General features: G+C 65.0%; 20 protein-coding genes. 8 read left to right on the forward strand and 12 right to left on the reverse strand.

From position 1 onward, the window contains the following. Nucleotides 1-35: 35 nt before the first annotated feature. Nucleotides 36-356: a helix-turn-helix domain-containing protein gene (locus PRtIB026_RS12040; RefSeq protein WP_203647406.1), complete on the reverse strand. Its 321-nt coding sequence runs from the start codon at nt 354-356 to the stop codon at nt 36-38. Further along, the gene (locus tag PRtIB026_RS12045) at nt 343-663 is read right to left on the reverse strand and encodes a transcriptional regulator (protein WP_203647405.1); all 321 of its coding nucleotides are present in this window, start codon (nt 661-663) and stop codon (nt 343-345) included. Before PRtIB026_RS12045 ends, PRtIB026_RS12040 begins: the two co-directional genes overlap by 14 nt. 185 nt (nt 664-848) lie before the next feature. Here PRtIB026_RS12045 and PRtIB026_RS12050 point away from each other — a divergent pair, with 185 nt between their 5' ends. Next, entirely contained in the window at nt 849-1220 is a 372-nt protein-coding gene (locus PRtIB026_RS12050) for a hypothetical protein (protein ID WP_203647404.1), read from the forward strand. Between the two features lie 17 nt (nt 1221-1237). Here PRtIB026_RS12050 and PRtIB026_RS12055 read toward each other — a convergent pair whose 3' ends face one another. After that, a complete protein-coding gene (locus PRtIB026_RS12055; RefSeq protein WP_203647403.1) occupies nt 1238-1810 on the reverse strand; it encodes a biliverdin-producing heme oxygenase in 573 nt (190 codons plus the stop codon). A gap of 150 nt (nt 1811-1960) precedes the next feature. Between PRtIB026_RS12055 and PRtIB026_RS12060 the strand changes: the two genes are divergently transcribed. Beyond that, nucleotides 1961-3001, forward strand: a complete 1041-nt coding sequence (locus tag PRtIB026_RS12060; RefSeq protein WP_203647402.1) for a DUF1176 domain-containing protein — start codon at nt 1961-1963, stop codon at nt 2999-3001. A 30-nt stretch (nt 3002-3031) separates the two neighbouring features. Next, nucleotides 3032-4081, forward strand: a complete 1050-nt coding sequence (locus PRtIB026_RS12065) for a DUF1176 domain-containing protein (protein WP_203647401.1) — start codon at nt 3032-3034, stop codon at nt 4079-4081. A gap of 142 nt (nt 4082-4223) precedes the next feature. Here PRtIB026_RS12065 and PRtIB026_RS12070 read toward each other — a convergent pair whose 3' ends face one another. Next, on the reverse strand, nt 4224-5009 hold the full coding sequence (locus tag PRtIB026_RS12070; RefSeq protein WP_050705024.1) for a sulfite exporter TauE/SafE family protein: 786 nt from the start codon (nt 5007-5009) through the stop codon (nt 4224-4226). A 262-nt stretch (nt 5010-5271) separates the two neighbouring features. After that, nucleotides 5272-5874 (reverse strand): helix-turn-helix domain-containing protein, encoded by a 603-nt coding sequence (locus PRtIB026_RS12075; protein WP_203647400.1) that lies wholly within the window; start codon nt 5872-5874, stop codon nt 5272-5274. A 113-nt stretch (nt 5875-5987) separates the two neighbouring features. Here PRtIB026_RS12075 and PRtIB026_RS12080 point away from each other — a divergent pair, with 113 nt between their 5' ends. The 3 genes from PRtIB026_RS12080 to PRtIB026_RS12090 all read left to right on the forward strand — a co-directional run bounded on the left by PRtIB026_RS12080 (nt 5988) and on the right by PRtIB026_RS12090 (nt 8688). Continuing rightward, on the forward strand, nt 5988-7124 hold the full coding sequence (locus PRtIB026_RS12080) for an NAD(P)/FAD-dependent oxidoreductase (RefSeq protein ID WP_203647399.1): 1137 nt from the start codon (nt 5988-5990) through the stop codon (nt 7122-7124). Between the two features lie 12 nt (nt 7125-7136). Next, entirely contained in the window at nt 7137-7517 is a 381-nt protein-coding gene (locus tag PRtIB026_RS12085) for a RidA family protein (protein WP_110738477.1), read from the forward strand. 106 nt (nt 7518-7623) lie between these two features. Next, nucleotides 7624-8688: a hypothetical protein gene (locus PRtIB026_RS12090; RefSeq protein WP_267813842.1), complete on the forward strand. Its 1065-nt coding sequence runs from the start codon at nt 7624-7626 to the stop codon at nt 8686-8688. A gap of 42 nt (nt 8689-8730) precedes the next feature. On the opposite strand, the gene mcpA is transcribed toward PRtIB026_RS12090, so the two are convergent. Further along, a complete protein-coding gene (mcpA, locus tag PRtIB026_RS12095) occupies nt 8731-10617 on the reverse strand; it encodes a methyl-accepting chemotaxis protein McpA (protein ID WP_203647397.1) in 1887 nt (628 codons plus the stop codon). A 150-nt stretch (nt 10618-10767) separates the two neighbouring features. Further along, nucleotides 10768-11646, reverse strand: a complete 879-nt coding sequence (locus tag PRtIB026_RS12100; protein ID WP_203647396.1) for a LysR family transcriptional regulator — start codon at nt 11644-11646, stop codon at nt 10768-10770. 100 nt (nt 11647-11746) lie between these two features. Here PRtIB026_RS12100 and PRtIB026_RS12105 point away from each other — a divergent pair, with 100 nt between their 5' ends. Next, complete coding sequence (locus PRtIB026_RS12105; protein ID WP_203647395.1) at nt 11747-12175, forward strand: PACE efflux transporter; 429 nt, start codon at nt 11747-11749, stop codon at nt 12173-12175. Nucleotides 12176-12300: 125 nt separating this feature from the next. Here PRtIB026_RS12105 and PRtIB026_RS12110 read toward each other — a convergent pair whose 3' ends face one another. Both PRtIB026_RS12110 and PRtIB026_RS12115 read right to left on the reverse strand, forming a co-directional pair. Continuing rightward, entirely contained in the window at nt 12301-13278 is a 978-nt protein-coding gene (locus PRtIB026_RS12110; protein WP_203652679.1) for a hypothetical protein, read from the reverse strand. Between the two features lie 190 nt (nt 13279-13468). Next, nucleotides 13469-13912, reverse strand: a complete 444-nt coding sequence (locus tag PRtIB026_RS12115) for a GNAT family N-acetyltransferase (protein WP_203647394.1) — start codon at nt 13910-13912, stop codon at nt 13469-13471. 99 nt (nt 13913-14011) lie between these two features. Between PRtIB026_RS12115 and PRtIB026_RS12120 the strand changes: the two genes are divergently transcribed. Beyond that, nucleotides 14012-14596: an isochorismatase family protein gene (locus tag PRtIB026_RS12120; RefSeq protein WP_203647393.1), complete on the forward strand. Its 585-nt coding sequence runs from the start codon at nt 14012-14014 to the stop codon at nt 14594-14596. A 6-nt stretch (nt 14597-14602) separates the two neighbouring features. Here the strand turns inward: PRtIB026_RS12120 and PRtIB026_RS12125 are convergent, their stop codons facing one another. The 3 genes from PRtIB026_RS12125 to PRtIB026_RS12135 form a co-directional block, all read right to left on the reverse strand. Beyond that, on the reverse strand, nt 14603-15460 hold the full coding sequence (locus PRtIB026_RS12125) for a lectin MOA-related protein (RefSeq protein WP_203647392.1): 858 nt from the start codon (nt 15458-15460) through the stop codon (nt 14603-14605). 507 nt (nt 15461-15967) lie between these two features. Further along, on the reverse strand, nt 15968-16996 hold the full coding sequence (locus tag PRtIB026_RS12130) for a lectin MOA-related protein (protein WP_203647391.1): 1029 nt from the start codon (nt 16994-16996) through the stop codon (nt 15968-15970). Between the two features lie 259 nt (nt 16997-17255). Then, nucleotides 17256-17936, reverse strand: coding sequence for a GntR family transcriptional regulator (locus tag PRtIB026_RS12135; protein ID WP_267813844.1), 681 nt, complete (start codon nt 17934-17936; stop codon nt 17256-17258). Nucleotides 17937-17944 lie beyond the last annotated feature (8 nt).

A 17944-nucleotide genomic window follows, 5' to 3' on the forward strand; every position in this document is an offset into this window, starting at 1 on the left:
GTCGGGGCTCGCTATCAGGCTGTCCAGCGCCCTTGCTATGTGGGGCGATCCTGCAGGATTTCATGAAACACATCCGGTCGTACAGATGCGATATGCAGTAGCGTACGTGCAGCTCCCGAAGGCGTGCGCCGGCCTTGTTCCCACTCTTGCAACGTACGTACGGAGACGCCGAGCAGCTCGGCGAACTTCAGCTGGGACAAGCCGGTCTTGCTGCGGGCCTCTGCGGCTTCGGTCACCTCGACCTGGTGTACAGCGCCAAATCGTCCGGCTTTGACATCGCGAACGGACTGAAGCAGCTCCTCTGCGATATTGCGCTTGGCATCGCGCTGCATCAGTTCTTTTTCAGTCAGGGGCATGGTTCAGTTCCTTCACGATCTGGCGCAGTACATGCGCGGGTATGCTCTCGGTGGCGCTCTTGCCGTAGATAAGCAGTGCTACCAGAACACCATTGTCTAGCTGGGCGGTGTAGATGACCCTCACGGCGCCGCGCTTGCCTTGGCCTTCGATGCGCCAGCGTACCTTGCGGCAGCCACCGGAGCCGGGGATGACTGCGCCGCCATCAGGGTTGTTGGCCAAGTGGTGCATGAACGCGCCATGTTCGTCAGCGGTCCAGTAGTCGGGCCACAGCTTCGAAAACAGTGGCGCTTCGATGATCGTCAGCATACCGCATCCTTACGTCTTTGACGTAGGGATTCTGCTGTGTGGCGCCAAGCTGGAAAAGCAGGTCTTTGTCACGAGGGGTTGCCGGCCAATACTGTGGCTTGCTGGCGGCCATTCCGGCCATTAGCATCCGTTTTCCTCACTCACGGCCCTGCGCAAACCATGGCCGGCTCCAGGATCAAGGACGAATGTTGCCGTTGCTTTCCCGTTTCCTGCTGCACGCACTGGCCTGTGTGGCGTTTCCCTTCCTCTTGAGGCTGGGCTTCGATCTGTACCGGCAGTATATCGGCCCGCCGATGGCGCGAGGCGTCAGCGTTGGCTTGGCAACGATGATGGTGTTCTACGCTTTCGTGCTCTTCAACCTGCTGATGGTGGCAATTCCAAGAACGTCAATCCGCTACGCGCTGGCGTTGTTGCTGATGCTGTTGGTACTGGCATTCTTCAATACCTTGCACCCGCTGCGGGCGCTGGGCTTCGCGCTGCTATGCGGTGGTTTGTGCGGGGCGGCGATCAGCATGACGCCCACGGTGACATCGCTGTTGAACAAGTGCCGTAGGTAAGGCCCCAGCGCGGGGGATCAGCAGGCCAGCACGCGTCGCTCTTCAAGCCATTGTTCGAAGCAGGTGAAGGTCTCGACCGCTGCCTTTACCGTCCGGGCCTGGGCGGCAGGCTCCGGATCTGCGCCAGCCAGTCGAGCGAGGAAGCTGCGCCAGCGTGCGCCGGTCTGCGCGCCGTAGACGTCGAGAAACGCACCGCCGCTGTCGGCGTCGATGCCCAGGCGTTCAGCCATGGCTCGCTTGAGTAGCTGGCCGCCCAGGGTGGAGCCTTCCAGTACATACATCACACCGAGTGCACTGGCTTCATCGTCGATGCGAGGCAGGGCGTGGCACAGCGGCAGTGCTTCGACATCGATGGCCAGGGCGCTCAGGTCGCGGGACAAGGCGGGTGTCTTGTTGCGTTCGGCGGCCTGGTACCCGGCCAGCAAGGTATCCAGCGGCGCATGGAAACCGTGGTAAGCCGCAAGCAGGCGCGCATAGGCCGCCCGGTCGAAGCCTTCGCTGAAGAACGGCAGGCGCGCCTCCAGCCCTTCGTGGCAGGCGCGGGTACCCTCGCGCAAGGCAAGCAACAGCGGGCTGACGGTAGCGGACATGGCGCAGGCTCTGAACATGACGCAACCGATACTGCCAGATCCCATGGCGCCACCACCACTGCCGATTTTCCGCACCTGGCATTTGATCTGTGGAATCATTGCGCCGCCTCTGGAGTGGGGCTTTCACGGCTAAGACAGGAATGCAGCACGATGCGCGCAACAACAAGGAACTTGCTGGCCCTCGGGCTGGCGTTGCTACCCGGCCTGGTCGGCGCGGCGGAGCCAGAGCCGGTACCGGTGTACCGGGAGATCAAGGACTGGGTGGTGGGCTGCGACAACACGCGCTTCTGCACCGCGGTGCTGGCCGATCATCCGGAGAAGATGCGGGTGGGCATGCTGGTGCAGCGCGAGGCGGGCGCCTGGGGTAACCTGCACCTGACCCTGGTGGGCAGCACTGACTGGTCGGGCGAGCCCCTGCTCGACGGAGAGCTACTGGTCGCACCCTGGCGCATGACCCGCGGCGTCGAGACCACCCTGGAACTGGAGGGCGCCGATGCCTATGCCGTGTTGCGGCAATTGCGCAATGGCCAGCGCCTGGTGGACGACACCCGGCCAGGGGAGCGCGTGAGTTCGCTGCAAGGCCTGAGCGCCGCCTTGCTGCTGATGGATGCGGTGCAGGGCCGGGTCGGTCACTACAGCGCGCTGATGCGACCCGGTGACAGCGTCGCCGACGCCCAGTTGCCCACCCCGGCCAAGCCCCAGGGGCCGGCCTTTGTGGCAGCCACGCCCCTTAGCGAGCAGGAACTGGCGGGCATCAACCCGGTGGTGATGGCCAAGGCGGCCGCCGAAGACCAGTTGAAGAACGAATACGATGTCGCTCCCAAGCTTGAGCTGCATGCCCTGGACAACCAGCATGCCCTGGCGTTGCTCAGCTACAACTGCAACGACTTCCATTGCCTCTACGCGTTGTACAAAGTGTCGCGAGAGGCGCCTTACGCGCTTGGGCCGCTGGAGTTCGAGGCACCGTCCAGCCCGGTGCTGATCAGCCGGATGCGCGACGCCATCGAGTTCTACCCCAAAAAAGGCGAGCTCTACAGCTATGCCAAGGACGACTATCCCGGCAGTTGCGGGGTCGAGGAAAGCTGGCGCTACGACGGCATGCGCATGCGCCTGGTCAGGTTGTCGCGGATGGACCGGTGTGCCGAAGTGGGCACTGACACTTGGCCGGTACTATGGCGCAGCGAAGGCTGAAAACGCGAAAGGGATGTCAGGGGCAACACCATGCAATGGATGAAACGCCACCGTGCGGCACTGCTGCTGGCGCTCATGGCACCACTGGCCGCGCAGGCCGAAAGCGACCCGGCAGCGCTCGAGGCGGTGCCGCTGTACCGGCAGGTCAAGGACTGGGCGGTCGGCTGTGATAACACCCGTGCCTGCACGGCGTTGCTGGCGATCGATGACGAGCTGATGAGCGGCCTGCAGACCATCGTCCGGCGCGAGGCAGGGCCGCAGGGTAAGCTCGAGCTGACGCTGCGTGTCGGGCCGGCGTTTGCCGACCAGGTGTTGCTCGATGGTCAGGAACTGTCTGCTCAATGGCGGCGGATCCAAGGTGAGTACGATTTCGACCTGCAGCTCGAAGGTGATGCGGCACTGGCGCTGATCCGTCAGATACGCAACGGCAATCGCCTGAGTTCGTTGACCGAGGATGGCGAGCTGGTGGCGTCGTTGCAGGGGATTAGTGGCGCGTTGCTGGCCATTGATGCGGTCCAGGGTCGGGTAGGGCATGCCGATGCGCTGGTGCGGGTGGGCGACGTCCCGGCTGCCGAGGTGCCTGACGCTCCTGTCGCGGCGGCGTTGCCGCAGTTTGTCGCCGCGCCTGGCATGAGCGACGAGCAGGCCCATGAGATCGGCAGGGCGGTGAAGCGCCAGGCGGGTGTCGAGGGCGATGTGCCGGGCCTCAGCTTCAGCCACTACGAGGTGTACCCGCTGGATGCTGACAGTGCCCTGGTCATTCTCAATGTCGGGTGCAGTGGCGAGTTCTGCGCCAATTACCTGTATCGGGTGTCTCGCACCGCGCCTTACCAGATCAGCGAGATGGCGTTCGAGGCGCCGATGCCGTTACTGGCACCGCAGCTCAGTGGTCATGTGACGTTCGATCCGCAAAGTGGCCAATTGCAGGCCACTGATAAAAGCCTGTTGGAGCGCGGTTGTGGCCTGGTCCAGCAATGGCGCTATGACGGTCAGCGCATGCGCCTGGAGCGGGTGGCCCGGCTGGATCGCTGTGGATACGTAAAGCCGGAATTCTGGCCGGTACTGTGGCGCCTAGGTTGACATGTCCCCTGTAGGAGCGGCCTTGTGCCGCGAAGGGGGCGCGTAGCGGCCCCGGCGATTTTTCCGTCAATGCTGAAATCCTGGGGCCGCTGCGCAGCCCTTTCGCGGCACAAGGCCGCTCCTACAGGGTCTGAGGGACGGCTCAGAACGCCAGCTTGTAGCCGATCAGCAACAGCATGGTCGCCAGGCAAGGCCGCAGCACACGGTCGGAGATACGCCCGGTCAGGTGGCTGCCCAGGTAGATCCCCGGCAGCGAACCCAGCAGCAGGTAGCCCAAGAGCGACCAGTCCATGTTGCCCATGCCGGCATGCCCCAGGCCCGCCACCAGGGTCAGCGGCACGGCGTGGGCGATCTCGGTGCCGACCAGGCGGCGGGTGACCAGGAACGGGTACAGCAGGAACAGCGCCACGGTCCCCAGCGCGCCGGCGCCGATGGAGGTGAGGGTGACCATCACGCCCAGCACCACGCCGGTGATCACGGTGAGGATGTTCAGGGTGCGGTCGCTGAGGTGGTAGTGATCGCCGGCATGCTTGCTGGCGAAGGCCTGCAGGCGCGACTTGAACAGGATCGCCAGGGCGGTGAGGATCAGCACCACCGCCAGGCCTTGCTTGATGATGGCGTTGAGCGCGGAGGTGTCGGCGTGCAGGGTGCTGAGGAACCACAGGGTCAGCGCGGCGGCCGGGACGCTGCCCAGGCTCAGCCAGCCGGTGATCTTCCAGTCGATGTTCTTGTTGCGGCCATGCACCCAGACGCCACTGGCCTTGGTGATGGCGGCGTAGAGCAGGTCGGTGCCCACGGCGGTGGCCGGGTTGATGCCGAACCACAGCAGGATCGGGGTCATCAGCGAACCGCCGCCGACGCCGGTCATGCCGACGATGAAGCCCACAACCAGTCCCGCAATGGTGAAACCGAAAGAACCTACATCCATACGCTACTCGACGCCCAGCTTGCCCGTGATCGGATGGATGCCAGCATATAGATTTTTTTATAGCCAAATAGACTTGTTCGTTATTAGGTTATAACTGGCCCGGCTCATTCACTGGCTTTGTGTAGGAGCGGCCTTGTGCCGCGAAAGGGCTGCGCAGCGGCCCTGGCGATTGTTGCTTGAACGCTGAAATCCTGGGGCCGCTCCGCGCCCCGTTCGCGGCACAAGGCCGCTCCTACAGGGGTATGAGTTACCTCCAGGCGCTTCAGCGATCAGTCATCACCACCATCACCTGCGCATCGCCGCCATCCTCGCTCTCCGACAGGTAGATATGCCCCACCTGGCTGTCGAAATACGCAGTCTCCTGAGGCCCGATGCTGACCGCCTCGCCGGTCTCGAATTCGATGCGCACGCGCCCGCTGATGACCATGGCGAACTCCTGGCCGGGGTGGCGGATAAAATCGTCGAACTGGCCGCGTTCACGGGCGATGATGCGGGCATAGGCCGGGGTCATGCGTCGCTCGGGGAAAGCGCCGGCGATCGGGTAGTAGTCGTAGGTGCCGGTGGAATAACCCGCCACCGCCGCCAGCGAATCGACTACCACGGTGGCCGGCTGCGGCGCGCCCACCGGGCCGCTGGCGCGAAACAGCTGGGCGATGTCCAGGTTCAGGGCGCGGGCGGCGGCGGCCAGTTTTTCGTAGCTTACCGAGACCTGCGCCAGCTCCATTTTCGACAGCGTGGACAGCGGTACGCCGCTGAGCGCCGACAGCTGCTTGAGTGTCATCTGCCGGGCCTTGCGCACCTGGCGCAGGCGCGCGCCGACTTCACTGCGGTCGAGCGGGGTGCGGGTGGTGGGGGCGTCGGGCATCGGGGCTCTCGGGCTATGCTGTGGTCGGGCATCTTACCTTGGTGCCTTGCGTATTTCTAAATTCTCATATATTAGAATTCTCACAAATGATAATTAGCGCCGCAGGAGCGTGCATGGGACAGGTCCACGATATTCTGATCATTGGCGCCGGCATCGCTGGCGCCTCCCTGGGTTACCGACTGGCCGGCCAGCGCCAGGTGCTGCTGCTCGAACGCGAGGCGCAGCCGGGCTATCACGCCACCGGGCGCTCGGCGGCGATGTTCATGGAGGCCTACGGCACCCCGCAGATCCAGGCCCTGACCCGCGCCAGCCGGGCGTTCTACGAGCAGCCGCCGGCGGGCTTCTGCGAGCATCCATTGCTCGAACCCCGCGGCTGCCTGTATGTCGCCAGCCATGAGCAGCACGATCTGCTTGAAAGCACCTACGCCCAGAACCTGGCCAACGGCACCGCCGTCAGCCTGCTCGACAGCACGGCGGCGCTCGAGCTGGTGCCGAGCCTGCGCGGCGAACTGCTGGCCGGCGCCGTGCACGAGACCGGGGCGATGGACCTCGACGTGCACGCCCTGCATCAGGGCTTCCTGCGCGGCCTGCGCCAAGCCGGTGGCGAGGTGCGCTGCAATGCCGAGCTGGTGCAGGCGTACTATCTGGATGACCAGTGGCATGTCGAGCTGGCCGACGGCAGCCGCCTGCGCGCACGGCAACTGGTCAATGCCGCCGGCGCCTGGGCCGATCAGGTGGCCGGGCAGTGCGGGATCGGCAAGGTCGGCCTGCAGCCGTGCCGGCGCAGCGCGTTCACCTTTCCTGGCCCGGCGCAGCACGACTTCGCCCGTTGGCCGGCAGTGATCGGCGTCGACGAGAGCTTCTACTTCAAGCCCGACGCCGGCCAACTGCTGGGCTCGCCCGCCAATGCCGACCCGGTCGAGCCGCAGGACGCCGCGCCCGAAGAGCTGGACCTGGCGCTGGGGATCTACAACATCGAGGCGATGACCACCCTCGAGATCCGCCGGCCCAGCCACAGCTGGGCGGGGCTGCGATCGTTCGTCGCCGATGGCGACCTGGTGATCGGCTTCGACCCGGTTTCCCCCGCGTTCTTCTGGCTGGCCGCCCAGGGCGGCTACGGTATCCAGTCCGCCGCCGGGGCTTCGCGCCTGGCGGCCGACCTGTTGCTGGGCCTGCCGCTGTGCGCCAGCCTTGTCAGCCAGGGGGTCGAGCCAGCACGGTTGTCCCCGGCACGTTTCATCCAACCCTGAATGGAGCATCCCATGAGCAATGAGATCCAGCGTTTTCCCAGCAGCCTGCCGTTTCCCTTCTCCCGTGCGGTGAAGGCCGGGGGCTTTCTGTTCCTGTCCGGGCAGGTGCCGATGAGCCCGGGCGGCGAGGTGGTGCGTGGCGATATCCAGGCGCAGACCCGGGCGGCCTGCGAGCGTATCGCCGAGAGCCTGGCGGCGTGCGGCGCGCGCTTCGACCAGGTGGTCAAGTGCACCGTGTGGTTGTCGGACATGAGCCATTTCGCCGGCTTCAACGAGGTCTACAAGGAGTTCTTCGGTGCGGCGCTGCCGGTGCGTTCGACGGTGGCCTCGGCACTGGCGCTGGGGGTGGATGTGGAGATCGAGGTGCAGGCCTACATCGGTCAGGACAACTGACACTGTGGGAGCGGGCTTGTCCCGCGATACAGCCATCGCGGGGCAAGCCCGCTCCCACAACAACCCCTGCAACGACCCGACACAACAATAAAAACCAGAGGTGCACATGCAAGAGCAGCTGAAGATCGCCGGCGCATTCGTCGGCGTGATCGTGGGGGCGGGCTTTGCGTCCGGGCGGGAACTGCTGTTGTTCTTCGTCGATTTCGGCGTCTGGGGACTGGTCGGCGCGCTGGTCAGCGCCGCGCTGTTCACGTTTCTCGGCATGGCCCTGGCGGGGCTGGGCAACCGCCTGAAGGCCACCTCGCACAAGGAGGTGATCCAGGCCATCTGCGGTCGCCACCTGGGCGTGCTGGTCGACTGGCTCATTACCTTCTTCATGTTCGGCGTGACCGTGGTCATGCTCGCCGGTGGCGGTGCACTGCTTGAACAGCAGTTCGGCATTCCGGCGCTGGCCGGCAGCGTGCTGGTTACCGTGCTGGTGGTGGCCATCGTCTGCCTGGATGTGCAGAAGGTGATGGTGGCCATCGGCGCGATCACCCCGTTGCTGATCCTGGTGGCCTCGGCCATCGCACTGTATGCGGTGTGTACCCGCAGCTTAAGTTTCGCGGCGCTCGACCAGGTGGCCAGCCAGCAGGAGGCGGGCACCCATCACTGGTTGCTTGGGGCGTTCCTGTATGTCTCCTACAACATCGTTGCCGGCGCGCCGATCCTGGCGATCCTCGGCGGCTCGGCACGCAATGGACGGGTTGCCGTGGTCGGCGGCCTGCTGGGCGGCGCGGCGCTGGGCGGGCTGATGCTGGTGATGAGCGCGGGGCTGCTGTCGCGCCTGGACAGCGTGGCCGCGCTGCCGATGCCGATGCTGTCGATTGCCAGCGAGGTGTCGCCGCTGCTCGGGCTGGTGATGTGCCTGATCATCTTCGGGATGATCGTCAACACGGCGGTGGGGACGCTGTTCTCGTTCCTGTCGCGATTGCTGCCGGCGGGCACGGTGAAGTTTCGCTGGGGGGCGGTGGTGGCCGGTGGGGTGGGGTTCGTCTGCAGCCTGGTGGGGTTCATCAGCCTGGTCGGGCAGGTGTATCCGCTGTTCGGCTACCTGGGGTTCGTGCTGATGGCGGCGGTGCTGGTGGGGTGGTTGCGGCGGGGCAGGGGGGCGAAGGTGGCGGTGGCCTGAGGCAAGCCCGCTCCCGCAGTGCATGCGGGAGCGGGCGGCAGGTCAGATGCGGAAGCTGCCGACCAGTTGCTTCAGGCGCCCGGCCTGCTGGCTCAGGGCGTCGCAGTGGCGCAGGGTTTCGTTGAGGTTCTCCACCCCTTGCTGGTTCAGCGCGTTGATCTGGGTGATATCCAGGTTCAGGCTCTCGACCACGGCGGTCTGCTCTTCGGTGGCAGTGGCCACCGACTGGTTCATGCCGTCGATCTCGCCGATGCGCTGGGTGACGCTGGCCAGGCGCTCGCCGGCCTCGTTGGCCACCTGCACGGTCTCTTCGCTGGAGACCTGGCTGGTGTTCATGGTGTGCACCGCCTCGCGCGAGCCAACTTGCAGGCTGGTGATCATGCGGTGGATCTCTTCGGCCGACTCCTGGGTGCGGTGGGCCAGGTTGCGCACTTCGTCGGCGACCACGGCGAAGCCACGGCCGGCTTCACCGGCACGGGCGGCCTCGATGGCGGCGTTGAGCGCCAGCAGGTTGGTCTGCTGGGAGATGCCCTTGATCACGTCGAGGATCTTGCCGATCTCGTCGGTGCTGGCGTTGAGGGTCTCGATCTGCTCGCAGGACTCGCTGATGCGCTCGGACAGGGCGGTCATGGCACTGATGGCCTCTTCGACCACCTGGCGGCCACCGTTGGCCTGTTCGCTGGCGCCGCTGGCATGCTGCGAGGCATCGGCGGCGTTGCGGGCGATCTCCTGGGTGGCGGCGCCCAGCTCGTTGATGGCGGCGGCGACGCTGTTGGTGCGCATGCTCTGCTCTTCGGAGCCGGAGAGCGAGGCGTTGGAGGCGCCCACGACTTTTTCCGACAGGTCATGCACCAGGCGGGTGGCCGACGACACTTCGCTGATCGAGGCGTGGATACGCTCGACGAAGCGGTTGAACGAGGTGGCCAGCTCGCCGAATTCGTCCTTCTGCTGCACGGCCAGGCGGCGGGTCAGGTCGCCTTCGCCTTCGGCGATGTCCTGCATGGCGCGGCCCATGGTGGTCAGCGGGCTCATCAGCACCGGGATCAGCAGGCCCAGCAGGCCGGCGATGACGGCCACGGCGATGAGCATGGCGATGATGGCCGAAGTGCGGAACTGGCTCAGCGGGGCGTAGGCTTTTTCTTTGTCGATCGACAGGCCGATGTACCACTGCGCCGACGGCAGGCCGTCAACCGGGGCGAAGGAGATGATGCGCTCCTTGCCATCGAGGCTCACTTCCTGGATGCCGGTTTCCACACGCAGCGGCGAGCCCGGGTAGATGTCCTTGAGGTTCTTCATCACCCGGTCCTTGTCCGGGCTGACGATCACCTGGCCATTGCGGTCGACCAGGAAGGCGTGGCCGATACCGCCGAAGTCGACGGCGTTGATGATGTCGACCAGGGTGTTCAGGCTCAGGTCACCGCCGACCACACCGATCAGCTCGCCGCTACCCTTGGCCTTGACCGGCATGGCGATGGTCACCACCAGGCCACCTACCGCCGCCATGTAGGGCGGGGTCAGCATGGTCTGGTTGGCGGCCACGGCCTGGGTGTACCAGGGGCGCTGACGCGGGTCGTAGCCATCGGGCATCTTGGCGTCGGGGCGCTGGGTGAACAGGCCGGTGTTCTGGCCGAAGTAGGTGAACTGGAAGTTGCTGGTGTACGACGGTTGGTCGACCAGGCCCGGCACGTTGCTGCCGGCACCCTGCTGGGCGATGTCCTGGGCCAGGTTCTCCAGCACCAGGATGCGTCCGCTCATCCAGTTCTGCACGCTGCTGGCGGTCTGCGCGCCGGCCTGGCGCACCGAGGACTCGATGTTCTGGCGGATGGTGTTGCGCTGCAGGTAGTCGTTGTAGAGGGTGAACAGCGCAAAGGCCAGTACGACGACGGCGCAGGCACTGAGCAGGATCTTGTGGCGGAATTTCAGGTTCATGTTTCGAGACCTTGAGCCAGTGAAAGGAGGGCGCCGCGTGCTTGTGGCACGAATGGCGGAGCCTGTTGCAACGCTATCGGCCGAATCTGAAAAATGTTGAAAGACTAAATGTCGCAGTGCTTGGCGCAATTGCCCTAACAGAGTGACAAATCATTTCGAAGCCAACAGGCTCACCAGCGCCCTGGCCGCCTGGCCGAGGGGTTGCTGCTTCAGCCAGAAGGCATTGACCGGCAGTTGCAGTTCGTTGCGGGTGTTGTGGAATTCCAGGCGCACCAGGCGCCCGGCGTCGATCAGCGGCGCGACCCGCGACAGTGGCAGGTCGCCCCAGCCCAGGCCCGCCTCGACCATCTGCACGGCAAGATCCAGGCTGTCGGTGCGCCAGTGCGAGGTGCCGATCAGCGAGCGCGGGTCGGACAGCGGCAGGTCGCGGCTGCGCACCAGGATCTGGCGCAGGTTGACCAGGTCTTCAAGGTGGCGGATACGCCCTTCGCGCAGGGCAGGATGCTGCGGCGACAGCGTGGCCACCAGCGACTCCATGGCGATGTGCTGGAAGCTGCGCCGTGGGTCCACCTGCAACCCGGCGAAGGCCAGGCACAGGCCGGCGCGACCGCTGTCGAGCAATTGCAGGGCCTCCTCCTGGGGCGCGGCGAGCAGTTCGATGTCCAGCAGCGGATGGCGCTCGCCAAGGCGGGTAATGGCGTTGAGCAACGGGCGCTGGTCGATATCCGGGACCACGGCGATGGCCAGGCTGCTCTCCAGCCCGCGCGACAGTTCCAGTGCGTGCACTTCCAGCAGCCCGAGCTGTTCGGCGATCAGCCGGGCATGGGGTTCCAGGGCCTGGGCCTGGGCGGTCGGGCGCGCCTCGCGCGAGCCGCGCTCGAACAACGGGTAGCCGAGCTCCGCCTCGAGGTTGCCGATGGCCATGCTCACCGCCGAGGGTACCCGCCCGAGGGCCCGCGCGGCGGCGGAAAACGAGCCGCGGTCGAGCACGGCGAGAAACAGCAGGATGGTGTCGCTGGAAAAGTTCATGGCAGTCTCCTTTCAGTAAATCTGAAGGCTGCCGACTTTTTCTGTCAAGTTTATTGATTCATTCTGCGCGTCTTCGTCATCCCCGCAGCAAGGTAACTTTGTGCAAGGAATCAAACGCAAACTGGTCTACGTGACCTTCTATGAACTGATCGGCCTGTGCATGTCGACCCTGGGCCTGGCCTACCTGTCCGACACCCAGGCCTCGCACACCGGCCCCCTGGCGGTGATGATCACCACCATCGCCATGGTCTGGAACCTCATCTACAACACCTTGTTCGAGCGTTGGGAGAGCCGCCAGGCCAAGCGCGGCCGCAGCCTGGGCCGTCGGGTGGCGCATGCAATCGGCTTCCAGCTGACCCTGGTGGTGTACCTGATCCCGCTGATCGCCTGGTGGCTGGACATGACCCTGCTGGAGGCGTTGCTGGTGGACCTGGCGTTCATCATCCTGGTGCCGTGCTACACGTTCGTCTACAACTGGGCGTTCGACCGGATCTTTGGCTTGCCGACTTCGGCAATGGCGACGGCCTGAGCCTTCTGTAGGAGCGGCCTTGTGCCGCGAAAGGGCTGCACAGCAGCCCCGGCGATCTATGTATAAATGCTGAAATCCAGGGGCTGCTCCGCAGCCCTTTCGCGGCACAAGGCCGCTCCTACAGATCACGGCGCTCGATAGCCCAGCAAACTGTCCTCCACCTGCCCCGACAAGTAATACACCCCAGCCATGGCCCCGCTCTGGCGGTTCTCCATCAGCTCTTGCCATTCCTGGTTCAGCGCCACATTGAGGATCACCCGCAGTTGCTCGACCATCTGCGGCTGCTCGCGGTCATGGGTGATGATGCCGTAGCCGGTTGCCGCCACCGAGATCAGCGCTCCTGCCGCCTTGCCCACTGCCGCCGCGATCGCGCTGGCGGCGCCACGCGGGGCCAGGGTGGCGCCGAGTTTCTCGCTGGCCTGGGTAGCCACTGACGATAGCCCGGCATCGGTCTGCCCGGGGGCCTTGGCGGCCTGCTGGTGCAGGTGCTGGCGCAGGGATTGCCAGGCCGGTTGCTGGTCCAGCGACTTGGCCCGCAGCAACTGGTAGAGCGAGGCGTTGCGTGCATCCGGCGGCCCCAGGGCGATGATCGGGATGCGGTTCAGGCGCTGGCTGAACTGCTCGGGCGGCGCGTTGTAGCGCTGGATGATCGCCGGCAGCTGTTGGCCGAGCAGTTGCAGGTACAGCTCGCTTGCGCGGTCGCGGATGCCCTCGGGGTTGATCTGCTCGGCCACCGGGTCGATCACCCTTTCGCGGTACTGCTCCTGCAGGTACAGGCCCAGGCGCTTTTCCGGCGGCTCGTTGCCATTGCCGCTGTTCATCGTGTACCAGGCCACCTTGAGCGTGAGCCATTGCTGGGTCCAGTAGCCGGTGAACCAGGGGATGAAATCGTTCTCGGTGCGTTGCTGCACCTGCTCCTTCCACACGCGCATGGAACGCCGTGCGTAGTCGTTGGCAGAGCCTGCGGCGGCGACCGAGGCTTCGATGATGTCCTGGTCGATGCGTTGCCAGACGGCGGGGGGCAGGTTCTGCGGTGGCGGCGGGGCCGGGGGGCGTTTGCCGGCGCAACCGGCGAGGGCCAGCAGGAGGCAGAGCGCAAACATCGCAAGGATTGATTTCACGCGGATTGCCCCCTTGGCGAGAGGCTGGGTGGTTATCCGAAGTATAGGTTTGTCTTGCGGGCCTCATCGCGGGGCAAGCCCGCTCCTACAGGTACTGCACAATACCTGTAGGAGCGGGCTCGTCCCGCGATGGGCCGCAGAGCGGCCCCCTTTGCAGGCTTGATAAACATGTTCACCCCTCCAGCTTCAAGTGCAGCAACGGATACGGATCGCCCTGGCCATCCACCTCCGAGCGGCCCACCTGGATAAACCCCTGCTTCAGGTAGAACCCCACCGCCTGTGGGTTCTGTTCATTGACGTCTACCTCACGCACGCCCAGTTCCTCGACCACGCCGGCCAGCAGCGCCTTGCCGATGCCCTGGCCACGGCAGGCGGGGTCGATGAAGAGCATTTCCAGCTTGCCGTCATGCACCCCGGCAAACCCTTGGATATGGCCTTCACTGTCCCGCCAGGCGCGCAGTTCGACAAACCCCAGGTACTGCTCGCGCACCAGCGGGCGCAGACGCTCGATATAGCCATCGGGAAGAAAGTCATGGGTCGCCCGTACCGAGGCCTCCCACAGATCGGCCAGCCGATCGAAATGTTCCGCGCCCACTGGCGCGATAGCGTGCTTCATATTGGCCTCCAAGACCCTGTGATGAATCGGCGGTCATGGTACGGCGCTCCCTGGGGCTGCGCTATGCTCGGCCTTTCATCTCTCGCACTGGAGCGTCGCATGCCCGCTGAACCGATCCCCCGGGCCGAGGCCCTGTTGCTGGTGGACGTGCAATGCGCGTTCATGGAAGGGCCCGACGCCGTTCCCGCTCATCTCGCCCTGCAGACGAGCATCGCCCGCTTGCTGGCACGTGCGCGGCAGGCCGGCGTGCCGGTGATCTTCCTGCAGAACGACGGCGCCCCCGATACCCCGGACGCCCCGCACACGGCCGGCTGGCAATTGTATTTCCCGGCGGCCCGTGGCGAGCACGTGCTGTTCAAGACCGAGGACGATGGCTTTGTCGAGACCGGGTTGCAGGCCTTGCTGGATGAGCTGGGAGTCCAGTGCCTGGCCTTGTGCGGCCTGCTCTCGGAAATGTGCCTGGCCGCCACCGCCCGCGCCGCGCTGCAACGGGGCTTCGAGGTGTTGCTGGCGCACGACGCCCACGCCACCTACGACGTGCCGCCCGGCCCAGGCGGCTCGCCGGGTGTGCCCGCCGCCCTGGCGGCGCGGGTGGCGGAATGGTCGTTGGGGGACGAAGTGTCGATCCTGCCTGGCGTCGACTGGGTGGCGTTCAGCTCGGTCGATGCAGCAGGTGAAAAGTGACAGGTCTCAGATCAGTACCTGGTACGGCGCATAGGGCCAGTCTTGCGCCAGCATGATTTCGCCGGTTTGCGGCTCCAGGGTCTTGAGATGGCCATCCAGGTCCAGGAACAGGTTCACCGCGTGCGCCTCGTTGCCGCATGCGCCAGCGATCCAGCCCACGGCGTAGGGGTAGGTTGCATTGCCGTGGTAGGCGTCGAGCGAGGCCTGGCCCTTGTAGACAAAGGCAAAGTCGTCGCAGTCGAAGCTTTCGCTGCGCCAGCGGCAGCGGCCAAGGCCCGCGTCCTGCCAGATCTGCCTGGCGTGGTGTGACGAGATGGCCTGGTAGGCACTGTCGGCTTCACAAAGTGCGTCGGCGGCAACGCTCGGCCAGGTCGTCTTGATGAGGTCGAACAGGCGTTGGCCGGTGATATGGTAACGATGCAGGGTGAAGCGCGTGGGTTCCTTTGCGGGGCTTGCCAGGTACAGCCAGTCCCAGGTGCTGCTGCCGGCCTTGAAGGCTTTGCGCTCGCCGTCGATTTCGACCTGCAGGGTGAATTGCTGGGCGTTGTTGCCGTTGCTTACGGGGCACAGGTTGATCCGCGGGTAACCTGGCCAGCCTTGGCCGGAGGCGAACAACCAAGGGTCCCTGCCGATGGGGCCATTGGCGTAAAGGCTCCAGGGGCGATCGTTCGCCGAGACGTCCAGCGTGGCAAGGCGCCCACCGCCTGCGGCCGATACGGCGATGTAGAGCACATCCGAGTTGTAGGTGTCGAAATCGCCCAGGTAGGCCCAGCCCCAGGATCCTTGCTGCTGGGCACACAGGACCCGCCCAAGTTCGTCGAACAGTACATACGACTCGTCACTGGCCAGTGTGTCCAGCGACATTGCCGCGCTGAGTTCGCCACCCGCCGGGCTTGGTCTTGGCGCGGGCGCGGCCTCTGGCGGGGTCGTGGGAACGCGATCGAGCGAATGGCTGGCTGATTTTGGAATGGTTGCAGTAGTGTTCATGGCACCTTCGGCAGGACAAGCCCGACGGGATGCCGGGATGCCCGGGAGTCTCGCGCGGATCCCGCCGCTTGATCATACGGCACGGTTTCCCTTGGGCCTGTCCAGTTCCAGCCTGTCCTCCAGGCGATCCAGGTGCGCGAATACAATGCGCACCGTTGCGGATCGGCGTGAGCTCGGCTGTTCCAGGCCGACGTGGGCATGACCCCGGCGGCCTGGATGGAGCTGGCGCGTTGAATGCCGCGTGTGGATGTCTGGAGGAGTCGCCCAAGCAGGTGGCGGCGTGGTGCGGATTCGCCAATGCCGAAACCGCGCCGGGCCTTCGAGATGCATTTCGGGTGACCCTACCGAGTGCTGCAAGCGTCATTCGCAGCCGGTGCGCCCCGGTCAGATCAGGATTCTGGTCGGTGCGAAAGCCCAACTGGCCGCAGCTGCGATTTCGCCGGTCTGTGGGTCGAGTGTATTGAGCCTGCCATTCAGGTCCATGAACAGGTTCGCTGTGTACCTGTGTGCGGCATTGGCACCGGTAACCCAGCCTATCGCGTAGGGATGGGGAAGATTGCCATGATAGGCGTCCAGCGAGGCCTGAGCCTTGTAGATGAAGGCGAAATCGTCGCTATCGAAGCTCCCTTCACGCCATTGGTAGCGGCCAAGCTTCGAATCATTCCAGATCTGTTCGGCGTGGTGCGCAGAAATGCCCAGATAAGGCCTGTCAGTCTCATGGATCAAGTCAGTACTCACGCCAGGCCAGGTTTCAGCGATCAGGTCCGCCAGCCCTCGCCCCGGCACATAATAGCGGTGTAGGGTAAAGCGTGTGGCGTGGTCTGGCCTGGCGACGCGCAGGTAATTCCACGCGCCTCCCTCGGCGGCCAGGGCGCGATGTTCTGCTCCGATGTTGAACGCCAGGGTGAACTGGTTCGAATCATGACGCAGGTTGGCAAAGTGCAATTCGAGCATGGGGTAGCCAGGCCAGCGTTGGGCGGAGGCGAAAATCCAGTCGTTGTGATTGACATGGAAGTTCCAGTGTTTGTTTTTGCTCGTGGTCTTCAGGACAGTCTGGTTGCCGATGCGTGAAGTCGAGACGGAAAAGTACAGCACATCCGAATGGTAGGCGTTGAAGTCACCCAGAAAAGCCCAGTCCCACCCACCTTGTTGTTGGGCGCACAGGACGCGCCCCCGTTCGTCCATCAGTACATAGGACGCATCACTGGCCAATGCATCGAGAGGCAGGGGTGGGCTCAGTAAACCCCTGCCTGGCGCGGGTGCAGGAACGGGGTGGGCGTGCTGATCCTGTGGGTCGGCCATGGCGGTTGCCTCCCAACGGGCAAATGAAGCGCCCAGATCGTCGACAGGGCTGCGCAGCGGCAAAGCAAGGTTGTTGTGGCTCTGATGGGCGATCCTGTCAAGTGGGTTCATGGTTGTTTTGTGAGGGCTGTGCACCGTGTTCGAGCTGGCAAGTGCCTCCCGCGACAAGGGGGCTTGCGGTGAGTCTATGCCTGGGGTCGATACGGGAGAGGGAGGGGCGTCATGATCGGGCAAATCGACCCTGTCAGGGTCGTGGAATGGGGTATTGGTCATAAAACCTTCTGATGGCAGCCCTGACGGGATGTCAGGGATGGCATCGAGTTTCCTGAAACTCACCCGGTAGCATCAGCCGGTAAGGTTTCCGCTCAGATCAGTCCAACTCCAGTTTGGCTTGCAAGCGATCCAGATGTTCTTGCATAAGCGCCAGCGCGGCCTGGCCGTCGCCGCTTTCCACCGCATCGATGATCGCCGCGTGCTCCTGCCACGCACAGTGCTCGCAGCATGGTGACTCGTAACGGGCGATGATCAGCGAGGTCATCGGCACCAGGCCGTTGAGGAAGCGCGCCAGCGGCGCGTTGGCGGCCATCTGCGCCAGCTTCATGTGGAACTCGCCGCCCAGGCGGATTGCCGTGCAGCGTTCGCCGCGTTCATGGTGCTGGCGCTCGCGCTCGACCAGTTGGCGCAGTTGGCGGATCTGCGCCGGTCGGGCGCGCTGGGTGGCCAGGCCGATCAGCGTGGTTTCGGCCAGGCGCCGGGCGCTGAGCACCTGGCGCGCCTGCTCGGGGTCGGGCGCGGCCAGGTGCGCGGTATGGCTGGGGCGCTGCACCACCACCTGCTGGTCGGACAGGCGCCCGAGCACCCGGCGGATCACCGTGCGGCTGACGCCGAAGGCATTGCCCAGCGCCTGCTCGGGCAGGGCGCTGCCGGGGGGCAGGCGCTGTTCGAGGATGGCGTCGAACAGCCGGGGGTAGATCTGTTCCGCCGACAGGCGGGTCTCGCCGGCACCGAGCAGGGCAGGCAGGCGGGGGGCGGCTTGGGCGCAGGCGGTCATGGTCGCTC

Origin of the sequence: Pseudomonas sp. RtIB026, from assembly GCF_016861355.2 — a bacterium.
In the GTDB taxonomy this organism is placed as follows: domain Bacteria; phylum Pseudomonadota; class Gammaproteobacteria; order Pseudomonadales; family Pseudomonadaceae; genus Aquipseudomonas; species Aquipseudomonas peradeniyensis.